This is a genomic window from Streptomyces sp. NPDC004284, from assembly GCF_042874035.1.
Classification (GTDB): Bacteria; Actinomycetota; Actinomycetes; order Streptomycetales; family Streptomycetaceae; genus Streptomyces.
Genome location: NZ_JBIAMJ010000013.1, coordinates 178,011 through 193,655 on the forward strand (window position 1 = coordinate 178,011; position 15,645 = coordinate 193,655).

Here is a 15,645-nt window from a genome sequence, read left to right on the forward strand (position 1 = left end):
GAACCGGCGCCAGGCCGGAGCTCGCTGCCGCCCGGGCAGCGCGTTCGGGTCGTGCGCGGGGCTCTCCATGGGCCATGCCGCGGAGAGCCCGACCGCCGGATCGACGCCGAACGCGGCTGTGACCTCCTCGGGGGCACGCGCGTACCCCGGGCCTTCCGGATTCCGGGGCTGTCCACCTGCGGAGACCGACCGCACCGTCATCGCTCTGCCTCCGATCCGTGGCCGCGGAGCGGCGGACAGGCCGCCCGCCGCTCCGGCAGGCCGGCCCTGTCCGCGCTTTCCGTCCGGCCGCGCGGTCTCAGTCCCTTTCCGGTCCGGGGTGAGCACCGAGCGTCTCGGGGCTCGCCCGGCCGTCGACGGCCTGACGGAGAGCCGCGCGGCAGGCGGCTTGGAGCGCCCTCCGCGACCTGCGCTCGACCAGGATCGGGACGTAGGCCCTGACCCTGGCCTGGCGGAACGACTCGTACGCCGTCCTGACGGTCTCCTCCACATCGACCGAGTCCAGCCAGGGGTAGGCGGCCCCCAATCGGGCCACCGTGTCCTGGAGGGAAGCGAGTTCGTCCTGCGAGCCGTGTGACAGGAGGTTCGACGGACCTGCCGGGCCGGCGCGCTCGACCGGCCCGGAGTACCCGGTCGATTTTTCGACGGGAAGGTTCGCGTCGGCTTGAGAGGGTTGCTCGTCGACCGTGACGGGGGGCACTGATCCCATGTTCCACGACCTCCTGCACCGCAGAACCGCACATCTCGCCATCGCCACGAGAAGGTCAGCCACGCTCATTGTCTGCTCGCCCGGGCAAGATCGCCCTCCGAGGCCGGGCCGGGGAAGCGAGGGAAAGGGATGCCGCTTCCCGGGAGTCCACACGATGCCTCGGAGGTTCCCGCCTTCCACGGGCCTGCGGTGGCCTCCCGGGTCGGCCCGGCGTCAGCCTTCTGCGTCGATCTCGGCGACGGCGATGGCGACGCCGAGCGCAGCGGTGATGTTGCCGGCTGCCGTCATGACCCGGGCGGTTCCCACGATGGGGGCGATGGCGACCAGAACGTCCTGCAACTGCTCGGTGGTGAGGCCGGCCTTGAGGGCGGGATCGATGTGGGCGAGGTAGGAGACCGGAGGAGCGTCGGAGGCGGCGAGCGCTGCGATACGGGTGAGCAGGAGCATGTCCGGCGCCAGTCCACACCGCTCGAGCGAGTCGTCCGTCATGGCGAGGATGGTGTCCAGAACAGGGGTGTCAGATGCAGCGGACATCTCGAATGCCCTCCTGGAAGGCCCGATCGGGGGAGTGAGATGGAAGGGGATGCCTGCAGACCACCGGCACGCCCTGCCCTCACTCTAGAACCCCTCCTGAACCTGCGCACGGGATGTGTTCCGCGCTGACCACGGTCGGCGGTGAGCAGGGCTGGAAGGCCGGCGACAGAGCCGAGGACGTGCACCGGCGCCCTGGCTCGTCCGGTGCGACCAGCAGACGCCCCCTGTTGACCTGCGGAAACCGTAGTCGGGGCGGACCGTTGCCCCGGGGCGTGAGCTGCGACGTCGCCGACACGTTCTCGGACACCGCCCCTGCCCAGGCACCCCCTCACCCGCCTCTCCACCGACTCGGCGTGGGCGTCGTACCCGCCCGTGGTGGAGAGCGCCCGCCAATCGGTCGGACGCACGCCTCGAACGGGTGAGGTGCGGGCTCCGTCACGCCGCTGCCCGGCTCGTGCTGCCTGATGATCGCAGGCGGTTGGCGGACCGCGGTTTCCGGCGCCGCACCGACCACGACCCGGAAAGGCCGTCCATGCGCATCCTGCTCGTCGCCAGCAGCTTCAACAGCCTCACCCAGCGCGTCCTGGTGGAGCTGCGCGACCGCGGGCACACCGTTCCCGTCGAGGTCACCCCCGACGGGGCGGCCGTGCGCGAGGCCGTGGCGCGCCACGCGCCCGATCTGGTCGTGGCCCCCATGCTGAAGGCCGTCGTGCCCCGCGACGTGTGGACGGCGCACCTCTGCCTGATCGTGCACCCGGGGCCCGTGGGCGATCGGGGCCCGTCCTCGCTGGACCACGCGATCCTCGACGGGGTCGAGGAATGGGGCGTGACGGTCCTCCAGGCCGACGACGAGATGGACGCGGGCGACGTCTGGGCGTCCGCGGCCTTCCCCGTTCCGGAGGTCGGCAAGAGCGATCTGTACCGCAACGAGCTGTCCGACGCCGCCGTGGCCGCCGTGCTCCTCGCCGTCGAGAGGGTCGCCGCCGGGGCGACACCGCGTCCGCAGACCGGCGAGATCCGCGTCCGTCCCGCTCTCCGCCAGGAGGAGCGTCGGATCTCGTGGGGCGAGGACACCACCGAGACCGTCCTGCGGACCCTGCGGGCCGCCGATTCGCAGCCCGGTGTACCGGACCGGCTGCTCGGCGCCGAGTGGTTCCTGCACGGCGGCCACGCGGAGGACGGTCTGCGCGGGCGGCCCGGTGACCTCCTCGCCACCCGGGCGGGTGCGGTCTGCCGCGCCACCGTGGACGGCGCGGTGTGGCTCCCCGAGCTCCGCGCCCGCACCGGCCCCGGCAGGCCGCGTGCCTGCAAGCTCCCGGCCGCCCTGGCCCTCGCGGGCCGGTTGCCGGAGCTCCCCGAACTGCCGGTCCCCGCCGACCCGGCGCCGGGCCGCCGGACCTGGTCCGACATCCGGTACCGCGAGCGGGGACCGGTCGGCGTCCTGTCCTTCGCGTTCCCCGGCGGGGCGATGAGCACCGACCAGTGCCGCCGCCTGCTGGACGCGTACGAGACCGCCCGCGGGCGCCCCACCTCCGTCCTGGTGCTCGGCGGGCAGCGCGACTTCTTCTCCAACGGCATCCATCTGAACGTCATCGAGGCCGCCGCCGACCCGGCCGCCGAGTCCTGGGCCAACATCAACGCCATGAACGACCTGGTCGAGGCGGTTCTCACCACGACCGACCGGCTCGTCGTGAGCGCGATCGGCGGCAACGCCGCCGCCGGCGGGGTGATGCTCGCCCTCGCCGCCGACGAGGTCTGGTGCCGTGCGGGGGCGGTGCTCAATCCGCACTACCGGCGCATGGGTCTGTACGGATCGGAGTACTGGACCCGCACCCTGCCCGGGAAGGTGGGCGAGGCACTGGCCGCGCGCCTCACCGAAGAGGCCCGGCCGGTGTCCGCGGCGGCATCGCTGGACATGGGTCTGGTCGACCGGGTCGTCGACTGCGGACCCGGGGAGTTCGCCGCCGAAGTCACCCGATTGGCCCTCCGCCTGGCATCCGGTGGCGGTCTTCAGCCGCGGATCGCGGCGAAGAAGGCCGAGCACGAGCGGCGGGAGTCCGTCGCTCCCCTTGCGGCCCACCGGGAGCAGGAGCTCTCCCGGATGCGGGCGATCTTCGACGATCCCGCCGCGAGCTACCACGCACGGCGCCGGGCCTTCGTCCGGAAGGAGGCCCCCCGAGCGCCGCTCCCGAACGGCCCAGGTGCGGGCGCGGCCGCATCGGCCGACTGTTAAGCAAGACCCAGGCCCGACATGAGGCCTTCGCCCCATCCCTCCTCAGGAGGCGACCCATGAGCGCAGTAGAGCCGGCCCCGGTCGAGGACCAGGGTGCCGCACCCGGCAGCGAAGAGAAGCCGATCCACATCCTCTGGATCAACGCGGGTCTGAGCTGCGACGGCGACTCGGTGGCCCTGACCGCCGCCATGCAGCCCAGCATCGAGGAGATCGCCCTCGCGGGGCTGCCAGGGCTGCCCAGGATCGCGGTCCACTGGCCGCTGATCGACTTCGAGTGCGGTCCGGTGGGCGGCGCCGACACGTTCATCGAGTGGTTCTTCAAGGGTGAGCGGGGCGAGATCGACCCGTTCGTGCTGGTCGTCGAGGGGTCGATCCCGAACGAGGCCATCAAGCAGGAGGGCTACTGGAGCGGCTTCGGCGACGACCCGGAGACCGGTCAGCCCATCACCACCAGCGAATGGATCGACCGGCTGGCACCCAAGGCCCTCGCCGTGGTCGCGATCGGCACCTGCGCCACGTACGGCGGCATCCACGCCATGGCGGGGAACCCGACCGGCGCGATGGGCCTCCCGGACTATCTCGGCTGGGACTGGAAGTCGCATGCCGGCATCCCCATCGTGTGCGTGCCCGGCTGCCCGATCCAGCCGGACAACTTCGCGGAGACGCTGACCTACCTGCTCTATCAGGCGGTGGGCTCCGCGCCCATGATCCCGCTGGACGACAAGCTCCGGCCGACCTGGCTGTTCGGCGCGACCGTGCACGAGGGCTGCGACCGGGCCGGCTACTACGAGCAGGGCCAGTTCGCCTCGACGTACGACTCGCCCAAGTGCCTGGTCAAGCTCGGCTGCTGGGGCCCCGTCGTCAAGTGCAACGTCCCCAAGCGCGGCTGGATCAACGGCGTCGGCGGCTGTCCGAACGTCGGCGGCATCTGCATCGCGTGCACGATGCCCGGATTCCCGGACAAGTTCATGCCGTTCATGGACGAACCTCCCGGTGGCAAGGTCTCCAGCACCGCCAGCGGCGTCTACGGCTCCGTCATCCGCCGTCTGCGGACCATCACGGCCAGGACCGTGGACAAGGAGCCCAAGTGGCGGCACACCGGCGAGCGCATCACCACCGGCTACCGGCCGCCCTGGTGACCGTGACGCCATCGCACCACCCCTGCAGCACCCCCCCATCCACCCCACTGTTCGCGTAGGCGAAGAGTTGACGAAGGGCACCACAGCGACCATGGCATCTCCGGCGAAGACGACGGGTGACGGCTCCGGCCTTGTGGAGATGGCCTGGGACCCCATCACCCGGATCGTGGGCAGCCTCGGCATCCACACGAAGATCGATTTCAAGCAGAAGCGCGTCGCGGAGTGCTACAGCACGTCCTCCGTCTTCCGCGGCTACAGCGTCTTCATGCGGGGCAAGGACCCCCGCGACGCGCACTTCATCACCAGCCGCATCTGCGGCATCTGCGGTGACAACCACGCCACCTGCTCCGTGTACGCGCAGAACATGGCGTACGGCGTGAAGCCCCCGCACCTCGGTGAGTGGATCATCAACCTCGGCGAGTCCGCGGAGTACATGTTCGACCACAACATCTTCCAGGAGAACCTGGTCGGGGTCGACTACTGCGAGAAGATGGTCCGCGAGACCAACCCGGGCGTCCTGGAGCTGGCCGAGCGCACCGAGGCCCCGCACGCCGCCGAGCACGGCTACCGCACGATCGCGGACATCATGCGCTCGCTCAACCCCCTCGAAGGCGAGTTCTACCGCGAGGCGCTCCAGGTCAGCCGCTACACCCGGGAGATGTTCTGCCTCATGGAGGGGCGGCACGTCCACCCCTCCACCCTCTACCCCGGCGGTGTCGGCACGGTCGCGTCCGTGCAGCTGTTCACCGACTACATGAGCCGCCTCATGCGCTACGTGGAGTTCATGAAGCGGGTCGTCCCCCTCCACGACGACCTCTTCGACTTCTTCTACGAGGCGCTGCCCGGCTACGAGGAGGTCGGCCGCCGCCGTGTGCTGCTCGGCTGCTGGGGCGCCCTCAACGACCCGGAGCACTGCGACTTCACCTACGCCAACATGACCGACTGGGGCCGGCGGATGTTCGTCACCCCCGGTGTCGTCGTCGACGGCAAGCTGGTGACCAACGACCTCACCGAGATCAACCTCGGCCTCCGCATCCTGCTCGGCAGCTCGTACTACGAGGACTGGCAGGGCCAGGAGCAGTTCGTCACCCACGATCCGCTGGGCAACCCGGTCGACCCGCGCCACCCGTGGAACCAGCACACCATCCCGGCCCCGCAGAAGCGGAACTTCGACGACAAGTACAGCTGGGTCATGTCCCCGCGCTGGTTCGACGGCAAGGACCACCTCGCCCTGGACACCGGCGGCGGCCCCCTCGCGCGCCTGTGGTCCACCGCGCTCTCCGGCCTCGTGGACATCGGCTACATCAAGGCCACCGGGCACAGCGTCGTCATCAACCTTCCCCGGACGCTGACCAAGCCGGAGACCACCTTCGAGTGGAAGATCCCGAAGTGGAGCAACGCCCTGGAGCGCAACCGCGCCCGGACCTACTTCCAGGCGTACGCGGCCGCCGTCGCCCTGCACTGCGCCGAGAAGGGCCTGGAGGAGGTCCGCGCCGGACGCACGCAGACCTGGGAGAAGTTCGAGGTGCCGGACGAGGCCATCGGCGTCGGCTTCACCGAGGCCGTACGGGGCGTCCTCTCGCACCACATGGTCATCAGGGACGGCAAGATCGCCAACTACCACCCCTACCCGCCGACGCCGTGGAACGCCTCCACGCGCGACACGTTCGGGACCCCCGGCCCCTACGAGGACGCGGTGCAGAACACCCCGATCTTCGAGGAGAACCCGCCCGAGAACTTCAAGGGCATCGACATCATGCGCGCCGTGCGCAGCTTCGACCCCTGTCTGCCGTGCGGCGTCCACATGTACACGGGCAACGGCCGGACCGTGAAGCAGATGCACGTGCCCACCGGCCTGAGCGGTCTGGCCGGATGAGCGCGCCCACCGCCGAACAGGCGGGCCGACGGGTCGAGGAGGTCCTGGACCGGCTGGCCGAGAGCGGCGACGCCGAGGCCTGCGCCGCCACCGAGGAAGTCGTCCGCGTCCTCATGGAGTTCTACGGCAGCGGCATCGCCCGCGTCGTCGAGCTCCTCGGACGCCCCGCCGCCCGCCCGCCCGCCGACCCGCTGGGCCCGCTGCTCGCGGACGAACTCGTCGCGAGCCTCCTCAACCTGCACGGACTGCACCCCGAGGACGCGCCGACCCGCATCGAACGCGCCCTGTCCACCCTGCCGCAACCCGTGGAGAACGCCGGATTCGACCCGGCGACGGGCGTGCTGCGGCTGCGGGTCACCGCCTCGACCGGCTGCGGCTGCTCCGGCACCCAGGAGTCCGTCCGGCAGGCGGCCGTGGACGCCCTCGCCTGCTTCGCCCCCGAGGTGACCGGCGTGGAGCTGGAGAGCCGCGCCCCACGCGAACCGGCGCTGCTCCAGATCGGCACCCGTCCGTCGCCCGCGGGCGCGGACGGCCGTTCATCGGCCGCCCTGTGAACGGGCCGCCGAACAGCGCCGTGCGGCCCCCGGCGACCACCGGCCTGCGCCGGTTCACCACTCCCCGCCCATCCCGCGAGGAGCGCTGCGAACTGTGCGGCGCCCCGCTGGCGGCCGAGGAGCGTCACCCGCATCTCGTCGACACGGACAAGCGGGCCCTGGTCTGCGCCTGCGGGCCGTGCGCACAGCTCATGGACCGCTCCGCCGCCTCCCCGGGGCGGTTCCGGGCGGTCCCCGGCCGATTCCTCGGCGACCCCGACCACCGGATCGACGACCGGGCCTGGGAGTCGCTGCGGATCCCGGTCTCGGTCGCGTTCTTCTTCCGCAACTCCGCCCTCGACCGGCCGGTGGCGTTCTACCCGAGCCCCGCCGGCGCCACCGAGAGCGAACCGGACGAAGAGGCCTGGCGGTCGGTGCTCGACGCCACTCGGCTCGGCGCCCTCCTCGAACCCGACGTCGAGGCCCTGCTGCTGCGCCGCCACGAGGGCCGCACCGAATGCTTCCTCGTCCCGGTCGACCTCTGCTACGAACTGGTGGGCCGCATGCGCCTGCGCTGGCAGGGCTTCGACGGAGGCGCGGAGGCGCGGGCGGACCTCGACGACCTGTTCGCCCGCGTCCGCGGTCTGGCCCGCGAGCCGCAGGGGAGCCGGCCGTGACCGAGTTCTCCTTCAGCTGCACCGACGTCCGCGCCGACGCCTACGCGGCCGGACCCACGCTCGTGTTCCGGCTGCGGATCACCGCCACCGGCGGCACCCGGGTCCACGCCATGGCCCTGCGCTGCCAGATCCGCGTCGAACCCGCCCGGCGCGGCTACGACGACCACGAGGCCGCGGCCCTGCGCGATCTCTTCGGCGAGCGCGACCGGTGGGGCAGCAGCCTCAACCCGGTCCAGTTCGCCCACGCCTCCGTCATGGTGCCCGGCTTCACCGACGAGATCGAGACCGACCTCGTCGTGCCGTGCACCTACGACACCGACATCGCCGCGTCCCGCTACCTCCGGGCGCTCTCCGACGGAGAGGTCCCGCTGCTCCTGCTCTTCTCCGGCACCGCCTTCACCGGCGCCGGCGGCTTCCACGTCGAGCCCGTTCCCTGGGACAAGGAGGTCTCCCACCGCATGCCCGTGAAGGTGTGGCGCGAGATGATCGACCAGCACTTCCCCGGCTGCGGATGGATCCGGCTCCCGGGCGACACGATGGACGCCCTGCTCGCCTACCGCTCGCGCCGGGCCCTTCCGTCGTGGGAGGCCACCGTCGAGACCCTGCTCGAAGCGGCGGGGGAGAGGACACGATGACCACCGCCGCCTTCACCCCCGGCACCGAGGCACGGTTCGCCGTCGCCCGGCACGTCGCCGACGCCGTCCTCTTCGAGGGATACGTCCTCTACCCGTACCGCGCGTCCGCCGCGAAGAACCGGCTCCGCTGGCAGTTCGGGGTCCTGGTGCCGCCGTCCTGGAGCGCCGCCGCCGAGGAACACGACTTCCAGCTCACCGAGTGCCTCATGGAGCCCAGGACCGGTGCCGAACTGGCCGTGGAGGTCCGCTTCCTGCGCGCCCAGCGGCGTACCGTCGAGGAACTGCGCGAGGACGGCACCTTCGCCCCGGTCGGCGAACTCCGGCTGGCCGACCGGGTCCTGATGGCCTGGGACGAGGGCGTCGAGGAACGGGTCACGCTCGTCGTCCCCGTCGCCGGACTGCGGGGCGACGGCACCGCCCTGCCCTTCACCCGCCCCGCAGCCGAGGAGACGGAGGAGGTCACCGACACCGACGGACGCGTCCTCGGCCGGCTCGTACGCCGCCGCGAGGAGATCAGCGGCACCCTGAGGATCTCGGCGGCCGAACTCGACGGCCCGTACCGGGTCGAGCGCCTCTCGGTCACGGTGGAGAACACCAGCGACTGGACCGCCGAGCGGGACACCGACCGCCACGCGGCGCTGCCGCACTCCCTCGTCGCCACGCACACGCTGCTCCGTATCGACGGCGGCTCGTTCCTGTCGATGACCGACCCGCCGGAGTGGGCGAAGGGCGCCGTCGCCGCCTGCCGCAACCTGCACACCTGGCCCGTCCTCGCCGGCGAACCCGGCCGCGACGACCTGGTGCTCTCCTCGCCGATCATCCTGGAGGACCACCCGGCCATCGCACCCGAGAGCCCCGGCGCCCTCTACGACGCGACCGAGATCGACGAGATCCTCGCCCTGCGCACGGCCGCCCTCACCGACGAGGAGAAGCGCGAGGCCAGAGGGACCGACGCCCGCGCCGCGGCCGTGATCGAGCTGGCGGACACCATGCCGCCCGAGGTGCTCGAACGCCTCCACGGGGCGGTACGGAGCCTCCAGAGCGTCACGGGGCCCCCGAAGCAGAGCGGGAACATCCTCGAACCGGAGACGCCCTGGTGGGACCCGGGCGGCGACACCGGCGTCGATCCGGGCAGCGACCACGTCCTTGTCGACGGCCGCCCGGTCCGCGCGGGCAGCAGGGTCGTCCTGCGCCCCCGGCTGCGCCGCACGGACGCCCAGGACCTGTTCCTCGACGGGCGCAGCGCGCTGGTCGAGGCGGTCCTCCACGACGTCGACGGCGGAGTCCACATCGCGGTGACCGTGGAGGACGACCCGGGCGCCGACATCCGCCGCGAACAGGGCCGGTTCCTCTACTTCCAGCCCGACGAGGTCGAAGCCCTGGAGGACGTGTGAACGGCCCCGCGCCCGACGCCCTGGCACCCGGCACGGCCCGCACCCTCGTGGCCGGGGTGGGCAACGTCTTCCTCGGTGACGACGGCTTCGGGGTGGAGACCCTGCGGCGGCTCACCCGCGAGGAACTCCCCGCCTCCGTCGAACTGTCCGACGTCGGCGTCCGGGGCGTCCACCTCGCCTACGAACTCCTCGACGGCTGGGACACCCTCGTCCTCGTCGACGTCACCGCCCGCGGCGGTGAGCCGGGGACCCTCTATCTGATCGACGCCTCGGCGGCCGGCGACCGCGGCTCCGGCACGGAGCCCGCGCCGCTCGACGGCCACCGGATGACGCCCGATGCCGTCCTCGCCCTGCTCGACACCCTGTGCGCGGGAACCGGGGCCGCGCCGCCCCGGCGGATCCTCGTCGTCGGCTGCGAACCGGCCTGCCTCGACGAGGGCATCGGGCTCAGCCCGCAGGTCGCCGCGGCCGTGCCCGAGGCGGTGCGCATGGTGATCGAACTGGTCCGCCAGGAAGCCGTCGTATGAAGACCGAAACGGAGAACACCATGCACAGGAACGTCCTCGGCGCGGCAATCGCCGCCACCGCCGCCCTGGCCGTCGCGGCCGTCGTCGTCGGAGTCCTCCCCGACCTCCGGCGCTATCTGCGCATCAGCAGGATGTGACGCACCCGCGGGTCCGGTGGCGGCGGCTGCACCGAACGGACGACACCGACGTCCGCGCCCGGCGCGCCGGGCGTGCCCCGGCCGCCACCCGTTCTCTAATGGCGCCCGGGACCCACCCCCGCGCCCAGGACGGAGACCGATGCACGAGATGTCCCTCGCGGTCGCCGTCGTCGACCAGGTCGAGACCGCGGCGAGGTCCCGTGGCGCCGTCGGCGTCACCAGCGTCGAGCTGGACGTGGGCGAGCTGGCCGGCGTCGTCGCCGACGCCCTCGCGTTCTGCTTCGAACTCGCCTGCGCCGGAACCGTCCTGGAAGGTGCCGAGCTGATCACCCGTACCGTCCCGGGCACCGCGCGCTGCGGACCGTGCGCCGCGGACTGGGCGGTGGGCATGCCGCCCCGGTTGCTCTGCCCCCGCTGCGGCGCCGCGGCCGGCGAACTGCTCTCCGGCCGTGAACTGCAGATCCGGGAGGTCCGCTGGGCCTGCCCCGACACGCCGCACGAGCGACGTCGCCAACCGATCACCGAGGAGAGCTGAGCATGTGCCGAGCCGTCGACCTCCAGCGCGCCGTCCTCGCCAGGAACGAGGCGGCGGCACACATCCTGCGCACCGAGCTGAGCGCCCGCGGGACCACCGTGATCAACCTGCTCTCCAGCCCCGGCAGCGGGAAGACCGCACTGCTGGAGCGCGAACTGACCCTCGCCGGCGAACGGGGCGTCAGCGCCGCCGCGCTCACCGCCGACCTGGCCACCGAGAACGACGCCCGCCGCCTGGCCCGCTCGGGCGCCCCCGTCAAGCAGGTGCTCACCGACGGCCTGTGCCATCTGGAGGCCGACATGGTCGCCCGGCACCTGCACGACTGGCTGCCCGAGTCGGTCCGGCTGCTGTTCGTCGAGAACGTCGGCAACCTCGTCTGCCCCGCCGGCTACGACCTGGGGGAGTCCCTCCGCGTGGTCCTCGCCTCGGTCACCGAGGGCGAGGACAAGCCGCTCAAGTACCCCACCGCGTTCGGCCTCGCCCAGCTGGTGATCGTCACCAAGACCGACATGGCCGAGGCCGCGGAGTTCGACGAGAAGGCCTTCCGCGCCCATGTGGAGCAGGTCAACCCCGGCGTCGAGGTCGTCCTCAGCTCGGTGCGTGACGGCCGGGGCGTCGGCACGCTGCTCGACCGGGCCCTCGCGGTGGCCGAGGGGAACGGCGTCCACACCCCGGCGATGGCACAGGCCGGCGCGTGACCACGGCGCGGCCCGGGCCCGCCCCCGCCACCGTCCCGCGGCGCAGCCGCGTGGTCGTCCGCGGTGTCGTGCAGGGCGTGGGCTTCCGGCCGTTCGTCTACGCCCTCGCCACCGGTCTGCGCCTGTCCGGCCACGTCACCAACACCGCGGAAGGCGTCGTCGCGGAGGTCGAGGGCGACCCCGCGGACGTCGCGTCCTTCTGCGCCCGGCTCGCGCCCGACGCCCCGCCCCTGGCCCGGGTGGAGTCGGTCGAGGCGGCCGAGGTGACCGCGAGCGGCGGCAGCGGCTTCACGATCGTGCCCTCCCGCCACGGCGGCGCCGTCCGCACCCTCGTCCCGCCGGACACCGCCACCTGCGACGACTGCCTCGCGGAGCTCGCGGACCCGGCCGACCGGCGGTACCTGCACCCCTTCATCACGTGCACGAACTGCGGCCCGCGGTTCACGATCGTCACGGGACTGCCGTACGACCGGGTCCACACCACCATGGCCGGCTTCCCGATGTGTCCGGACTGCGCCCGGGAGTACGCGGACCCGGCCGACCGGCGCTTCCACGCGCAGCCCGTCGCCTGCCCCCGCTGCGGCCCCCGACTGCGGCTGGTCACGGCGCCCGTGCACCCCGGCCCCTCCGGTACGGCTGCGGCGCCCGCCCCTTCCGGTACGCCTGTGGCCCCCGGCCCCGACCGGAACCCTCCGGCCCCGGGCCCCGGCCAGGCCGACGCCGGTCGCGACCCCGACCCGGTCGTCGCCGCGCGCGCGATGCTGGCCTCCGGCGCGATCCTCGCCGTCAAAGGCCTCGGCGGCTACCACCTGGCGTGCGACGCGACGAACCCCGACGCCGTGGCCGAACTGCGCCGCCGCAAGGCGCGCGGTGACAAACCGTTCGCGATGATGGCCGCGGACCTCGCCGACATCGAACCCCTCGCCCACCTCGGCCCGCTCGAACGCGAACTCCTCACCGGCGCCGTCCGGCCCGTCGTCCTCCTGCGCCGCCGCGCCGAGGCCCGGCCGCGCCCCGGGGCCGGGCCGGCGCCGGAGGTCGCGCCGGGCAGCCCGGACCTCGGCTTCCTGCTCCCGTACACCCCGGTGCACCACCTCCTCCTCGGCCTCGGCACGACCGACCCGGCAGGAGGCCCCCGGCTGCTGGTGATGACCAGCGGCAACCGCTCGGGGGAACCCATCGTCACGGACGACGCGGAGGCCCTGACCCGGCTCGCCGGCCTCGCGGACGCCTGGCTGCTGCACGACCGGCCGATCCACGTCCCCTGCGACGACTCCGTCGTCCGCGTCTGCGACGGCGAGCAGCTGACGCTGCGCCGCTCCCGGGGCTATGCGCCGCTGCCGGTCGAGCTGCCCGTCGAGGTCGCCCCCGCCCTCGCCGTCGGAGGGGACCTGAAGAACACCTTCTGCCTCGGCGACGGACGCCAGGCCTGGCTCTCCGCCCACATCGGCGACATGGACGACCTCGCCACCCAGGACGCCCTCGCCTCCGCAGAGCGGCAGATGGAGTCCGTCACCGGCGTACGGCCGGGACTGCTCGCCGCCGACCGCCACCCCGCCTACCGGTCCACGCGGTGGGCCCGCGAACACGCCGCGGGACGGCCCGTGGTCGCCGTACAGCACCACCACGCGCACGTCGCGGCGGCGATGGCCGAGAACGGTCTCGACGGCACCCGCCCCGTGATCGGCGTGGCCTTCGACGGCACCGGCTACGGTCTCGACGGCACCGTGTGGGGCGGCGAGTTCCTCCTCGCGGACTACGCCGGGTTCCGGCGGTTCGCCCACCTGGCCGACGTCCCCCTGCCGGGCGGTGACGCGACGGTACGCCGGCCCTACCGCATGGCCCTGTCCCACCTGTGGGCCGCGGGCCTCGCCGCCGACCGCGCCCTGCCCTGCACGCGTGCCTGTGCTCCTGGAGAACTATCCGTACTGGAGCGGCAGTTGGAGCGCGATCTGAACTGTGTGCCGACCTCCAGCATGGGGCGCCTCTTCGACGCCGTCTCCTCCCTCGCGGGGGTCTGCCAGCACGCGGGGTACGAGGCGCAGGCCGCGATCGAGCTGGAGGCGGCGGCCCTGCGCGCACCCGCCACGGCCGAGGACCCGCGCTACGCCTTCCGGCTCGACCCGCCGCGGCCCGGAGCCCCGCACACGGCCGACCCCGCGCCCCTCCTGGCGGCGGTGGCCGCCGACGTGCTGGACGGGACCCCCGCGGCCGTCGTCGCGACCCGGTTCCACCACGCCGTGGCCCGGCTGGTGCGGACGGTCTGCGCCGCCGCCCGCGACGAGACCGGGGTGGAGACCGTCGCCCTGACCGGGGGAGTGTTCGCCAACGCGATGCTCTCCTCGGCCTGCGCCCGAGGGCTGGGAGAGGACGGCTTCACCGTCCTGCGTCACCGGCGGATCCCGCCGAACGACGGCGGACTGGCCCTCGGCCAGCTCGTCGTGGCCGCCCGGACCACGGACCGGGCGGACCTCGGCACTCCGCGACGAGAGCGACAGTGAGGAGACACACATGTGCCTGGCGGTACCCGGAAGAGTGCTGGACGTCGAGGACCGCGACGGCACCCGGATGGCCACGGTCGACTTCGGCGGCGTGGTCAAGGAGGTGTGCCTGGAGTACCTGCCGGACCTGAAGCCCGGTGAGTACGCCATCGTGCACGTCGGCTTCGCCCTCCAGAAGCTCGACGAGGAGTCGGCCCGGCGGACGCTGGAGCTGTTCGAGACCCTCGGCCTGCTCCAGGAGGAGTTCGGAGACCCGTGGGAGGCCGCAGAGGCCGCGGGAAGCGAGTGGCAGGCGCAGGACGACATCCGCGGAGAGGTACGGCCGTGAAGTACATCGACGAATTCCAGAACCCTGATCTCGCGATCCGGCTGCTCGACGAGATCCGCGCGACGGTGACCCGCCCCTGGGCGCTGATGGAAGTCTGCGGCGGCCAGACCCACAGCATCATCCGGCACGGCATCGACCAGCTGCTGCCGTCCGGGATCGAGCTGATCCACGGTCCGGGCTGCCCGGTCTGCGTCACCCCGCTGGAGATGATCGACAAGGCCCTGGAGATCGCCTCCCGGCCCGGGGTGATCTTCTGCTCCTTCGGCGACATGCTCCGCGTCCCCGGCACGGGCCGTGACCTCTTCCAGGTCCGCGGGCAGGGCGGCGACGTCAGAGTGGTCTACTCCCCGCTGGACGCGCTGAGGATCGCCGAGCGGAACCCGGACCGCGAGGTGGTGTTCTTCGGCATCGGCTTCGAGACCACCGCGCCGCCCAACGCGATGACCGTCCATCAGGCGCGCAAGCGGAACATCCGCAACTTCAGCCTGCTCGTGTCGCACGTCCGCGTCCCCCCGGCGATCGACGCGATCATGCGGTCCCCGGACTGCCGCGTCCAGGGCTTCCTCGCCGCCGGCCACGTCTGCAGCGTGATGGGCACGGCCGAGTACCCGGAGCTCGCACGCCGCCACCAGGTGCCGATCGTGGTCACCGGATTCGAGCCGCTGGACATCCTGGAAGGCGTACGCAGGACCGTGCTGCAGCTGGAGCGGGGCGAGCACACGGTCGAGAACGCCTATCAGCGCGCCGTACCGGCCGAGGGCAATCCGGCGGCCCAGGCGATGCTGAGCGACGTCTTCGAGATCACCGACCGGGCCTGGCGGGGCATCGGCGTCATCCCGGACAGCGGCTGGCGCCTCTCCGAGCGTTACCGCGACCACGACGCCGAGCACCGCTTCTCCGTCGAGGGAATCGACACCCGCGAGCCGGCCGAGTGCCGCAGCGGCGAAGTGCTCCAGGGCCTGCTGAAACCGAACCAGTGCGAGGCGTTCGGCACCACCTGCACGCCCCGCACCCCGCTCGGCGCCACGATGGTGTCCAGCGAGGGCGCCTGCGCCGCCTACTACCTCTACCGGCGGCTCGACGCGGGAACCCCCGGACAGCGGCCTCCCGCGCCGGCGGGCGCGGCCTCCGGCACCCCGTCCCCGGTCACCGCCTCCCTGGAGGGCAGCCCCCTTGCCTGACACCAGCA

16 protein-coding genes are annotated in these 15,645 nt (G+C 72.7%); 14 read left to right on the forward strand and 2 right to left on the reverse strand.

The features are described 5' to 3' along the window. Window positions 1–298 precede the first annotated feature (298 nt). Both ACFYUS_RS28595 and ACFYUS_RS28600 read right to left on the reverse strand, forming a co-directional pair. Window positions 299–772 carry a three-helix bundle dimerization domain-containing protein gene (locus ACFYUS_RS28595; RefSeq protein ID WP_388858097.1) on the reverse strand — a complete coding sequence of 158 codons (474 nt, stop codon included), beginning with the start codon at window positions 770–772 and terminating at the stop codon, window positions 299–301. A 150-nt stretch (window positions 773–922) separates the two neighbouring features. Beyond that, window positions 923–1,243 (reverse strand): carboxymuconolactone decarboxylase family protein, encoded by a 321-nt coding sequence (locus ACFYUS_RS28600; protein ID WP_388858100.1) that lies wholly within the window; start codon window positions 1,241–1,243, stop codon window positions 923–925. A 532-nt stretch (window positions 1,244–1,775) separates the two neighbouring features. Here ACFYUS_RS28600 and ACFYUS_RS28605 point away from each other — a divergent pair. The 14 genes from ACFYUS_RS28605 (at window position 1,776) to hypD (ending at window position 15,637) form a co-directional block, all read left to right on the forward strand. After that, the gene (locus tag ACFYUS_RS28605) at window positions 1,776–3,476 is read left to right on the forward strand and encodes an enoyl-CoA hydratase-related protein (RefSeq protein ID WP_388858103.1); all 1,701 of its coding nucleotides are present in this window, start codon (window positions 1,776–1,778) and stop codon (window positions 3,474–3,476) included. A gap of 56 nt (window positions 3,477–3,532) precedes the next feature. Further along, a complete protein-coding gene (locus tag ACFYUS_RS28610; RefSeq protein ID WP_388858106.1) occupies window positions 3,533–4,615 on the forward strand; it encodes a hydrogenase expression protein HypE in 1,083 nt (360 codons plus the stop codon). Between the two features lie 91 nt (window positions 4,616–4,706). Continuing rightward, window positions 4,707–6,491 carry a nickel-dependent hydrogenase large subunit gene (locus tag ACFYUS_RS28615; RefSeq protein ID WP_388858109.1) on the forward strand — a complete coding sequence of 595 codons (1,785 nt, stop codon included), beginning with the start codon at window positions 4,707–4,709 and terminating at the stop codon, window positions 6,489–6,491. After that, window positions 6,488–7,045, forward strand: a complete 558-nt coding sequence (locus ACFYUS_RS28620; protein WP_388858112.1) for a hypothetical protein — start codon at window positions 6,488–6,490, stop codon at window positions 7,043–7,045. The genes ACFYUS_RS28615 and ACFYUS_RS28620 overlap by 4 nt, the downstream gene beginning before the upstream one ends. Then, window positions 7,042–7,701, forward strand: coding sequence for a DUF5947 family protein (locus ACFYUS_RS28625; protein ID WP_388858115.1), 660 nt, complete (start codon window positions 7,042–7,044; stop codon window positions 7,699–7,701). The genes ACFYUS_RS28620 and ACFYUS_RS28625 overlap by 4 nt, the downstream gene beginning before the upstream one ends. Further along, window positions 7,698–8,336, forward strand: a complete 639-nt coding sequence (locus tag ACFYUS_RS28630) for a DUF6084 family protein (protein WP_388858118.1) — start codon at window positions 7,698–7,700, stop codon at window positions 8,334–8,336. Before ACFYUS_RS28625 ends, ACFYUS_RS28630 begins: the two co-directional genes overlap by 4 nt. Beyond that, complete coding sequence (locus ACFYUS_RS28635) at window positions 8,333–9,730, forward strand: hypothetical protein (protein WP_388858121.1); 1,398 nt, start codon at window positions 8,333–8,335, stop codon at window positions 9,728–9,730. Before ACFYUS_RS28630 ends, ACFYUS_RS28635 begins: the two co-directional genes overlap by 4 nt. Next, window positions 9,727–10,257, forward strand: coding sequence for a hydrogenase maturation protease (locus tag ACFYUS_RS28640; protein ID WP_388858124.1), 531 nt, complete (start codon window positions 9,727–9,729; stop codon window positions 10,255–10,257). The genes ACFYUS_RS28635 and ACFYUS_RS28640 overlap by 4 nt, the downstream gene beginning before the upstream one ends. Then, entirely contained in the window at window positions 10,254–10,394 is a 141-nt protein-coding gene (locus tag ACFYUS_RS28645; protein ID WP_388858127.1) for a DUF6893 family small protein, read from the forward strand. The genes ACFYUS_RS28640 and ACFYUS_RS28645 overlap by 4 nt, the downstream gene beginning before the upstream one ends. A 139-nt stretch (window positions 10,395–10,533) precedes the next feature. Further along, window positions 10,534–10,929: a hydrogenase maturation nickel metallochaperone HypA gene (locus tag ACFYUS_RS28650; RefSeq protein WP_388858130.1), complete on the forward strand. Its 396-nt coding sequence runs from the start codon at window positions 10,534–10,536 to the stop codon at window positions 10,927–10,929. Between the two features lie 2 nt (window positions 10,930–10,931). Beyond that, complete coding sequence (hypB, locus tag ACFYUS_RS28655) at window positions 10,932–11,627, forward strand: hydrogenase nickel incorporation protein HypB (RefSeq protein WP_388858133.1); 696 nt, start codon at window positions 10,932–10,934, stop codon at window positions 11,625–11,627. Then, window positions 11,624–14,128, forward strand: a complete 2,505-nt coding sequence (gene hypF, locus ACFYUS_RS28660) for a carbamoyltransferase HypF (RefSeq protein ID WP_388858136.1) — start codon at window positions 11,624–11,626, stop codon at window positions 14,126–14,128. The genes hypB and hypF overlap by 4 nt, the downstream gene beginning before the upstream one ends. 10 nt (window positions 14,129–14,138) lie before the next feature. Beyond that, window positions 14,139–14,456, forward strand: a complete 318-nt coding sequence (locus tag ACFYUS_RS28665; RefSeq protein WP_376591192.1) for a HypC/HybG/HupF family hydrogenase formation chaperone — start codon at window positions 14,139–14,141, stop codon at window positions 14,454–14,456. Beyond that, window positions 14,453–15,637 carry a hydrogenase formation protein HypD gene (hypD, locus tag ACFYUS_RS28670; protein WP_388858139.1) on the forward strand — a complete coding sequence of 395 codons (1,185 nt, stop codon included), beginning with the start codon at window positions 14,453–14,455 and terminating at the stop codon, window positions 15,635–15,637. The genes ACFYUS_RS28665 and hypD overlap by 4 nt, the downstream gene beginning before the upstream one ends. Window positions 15,638–15,645: the final 8 nt, after the last annotated feature.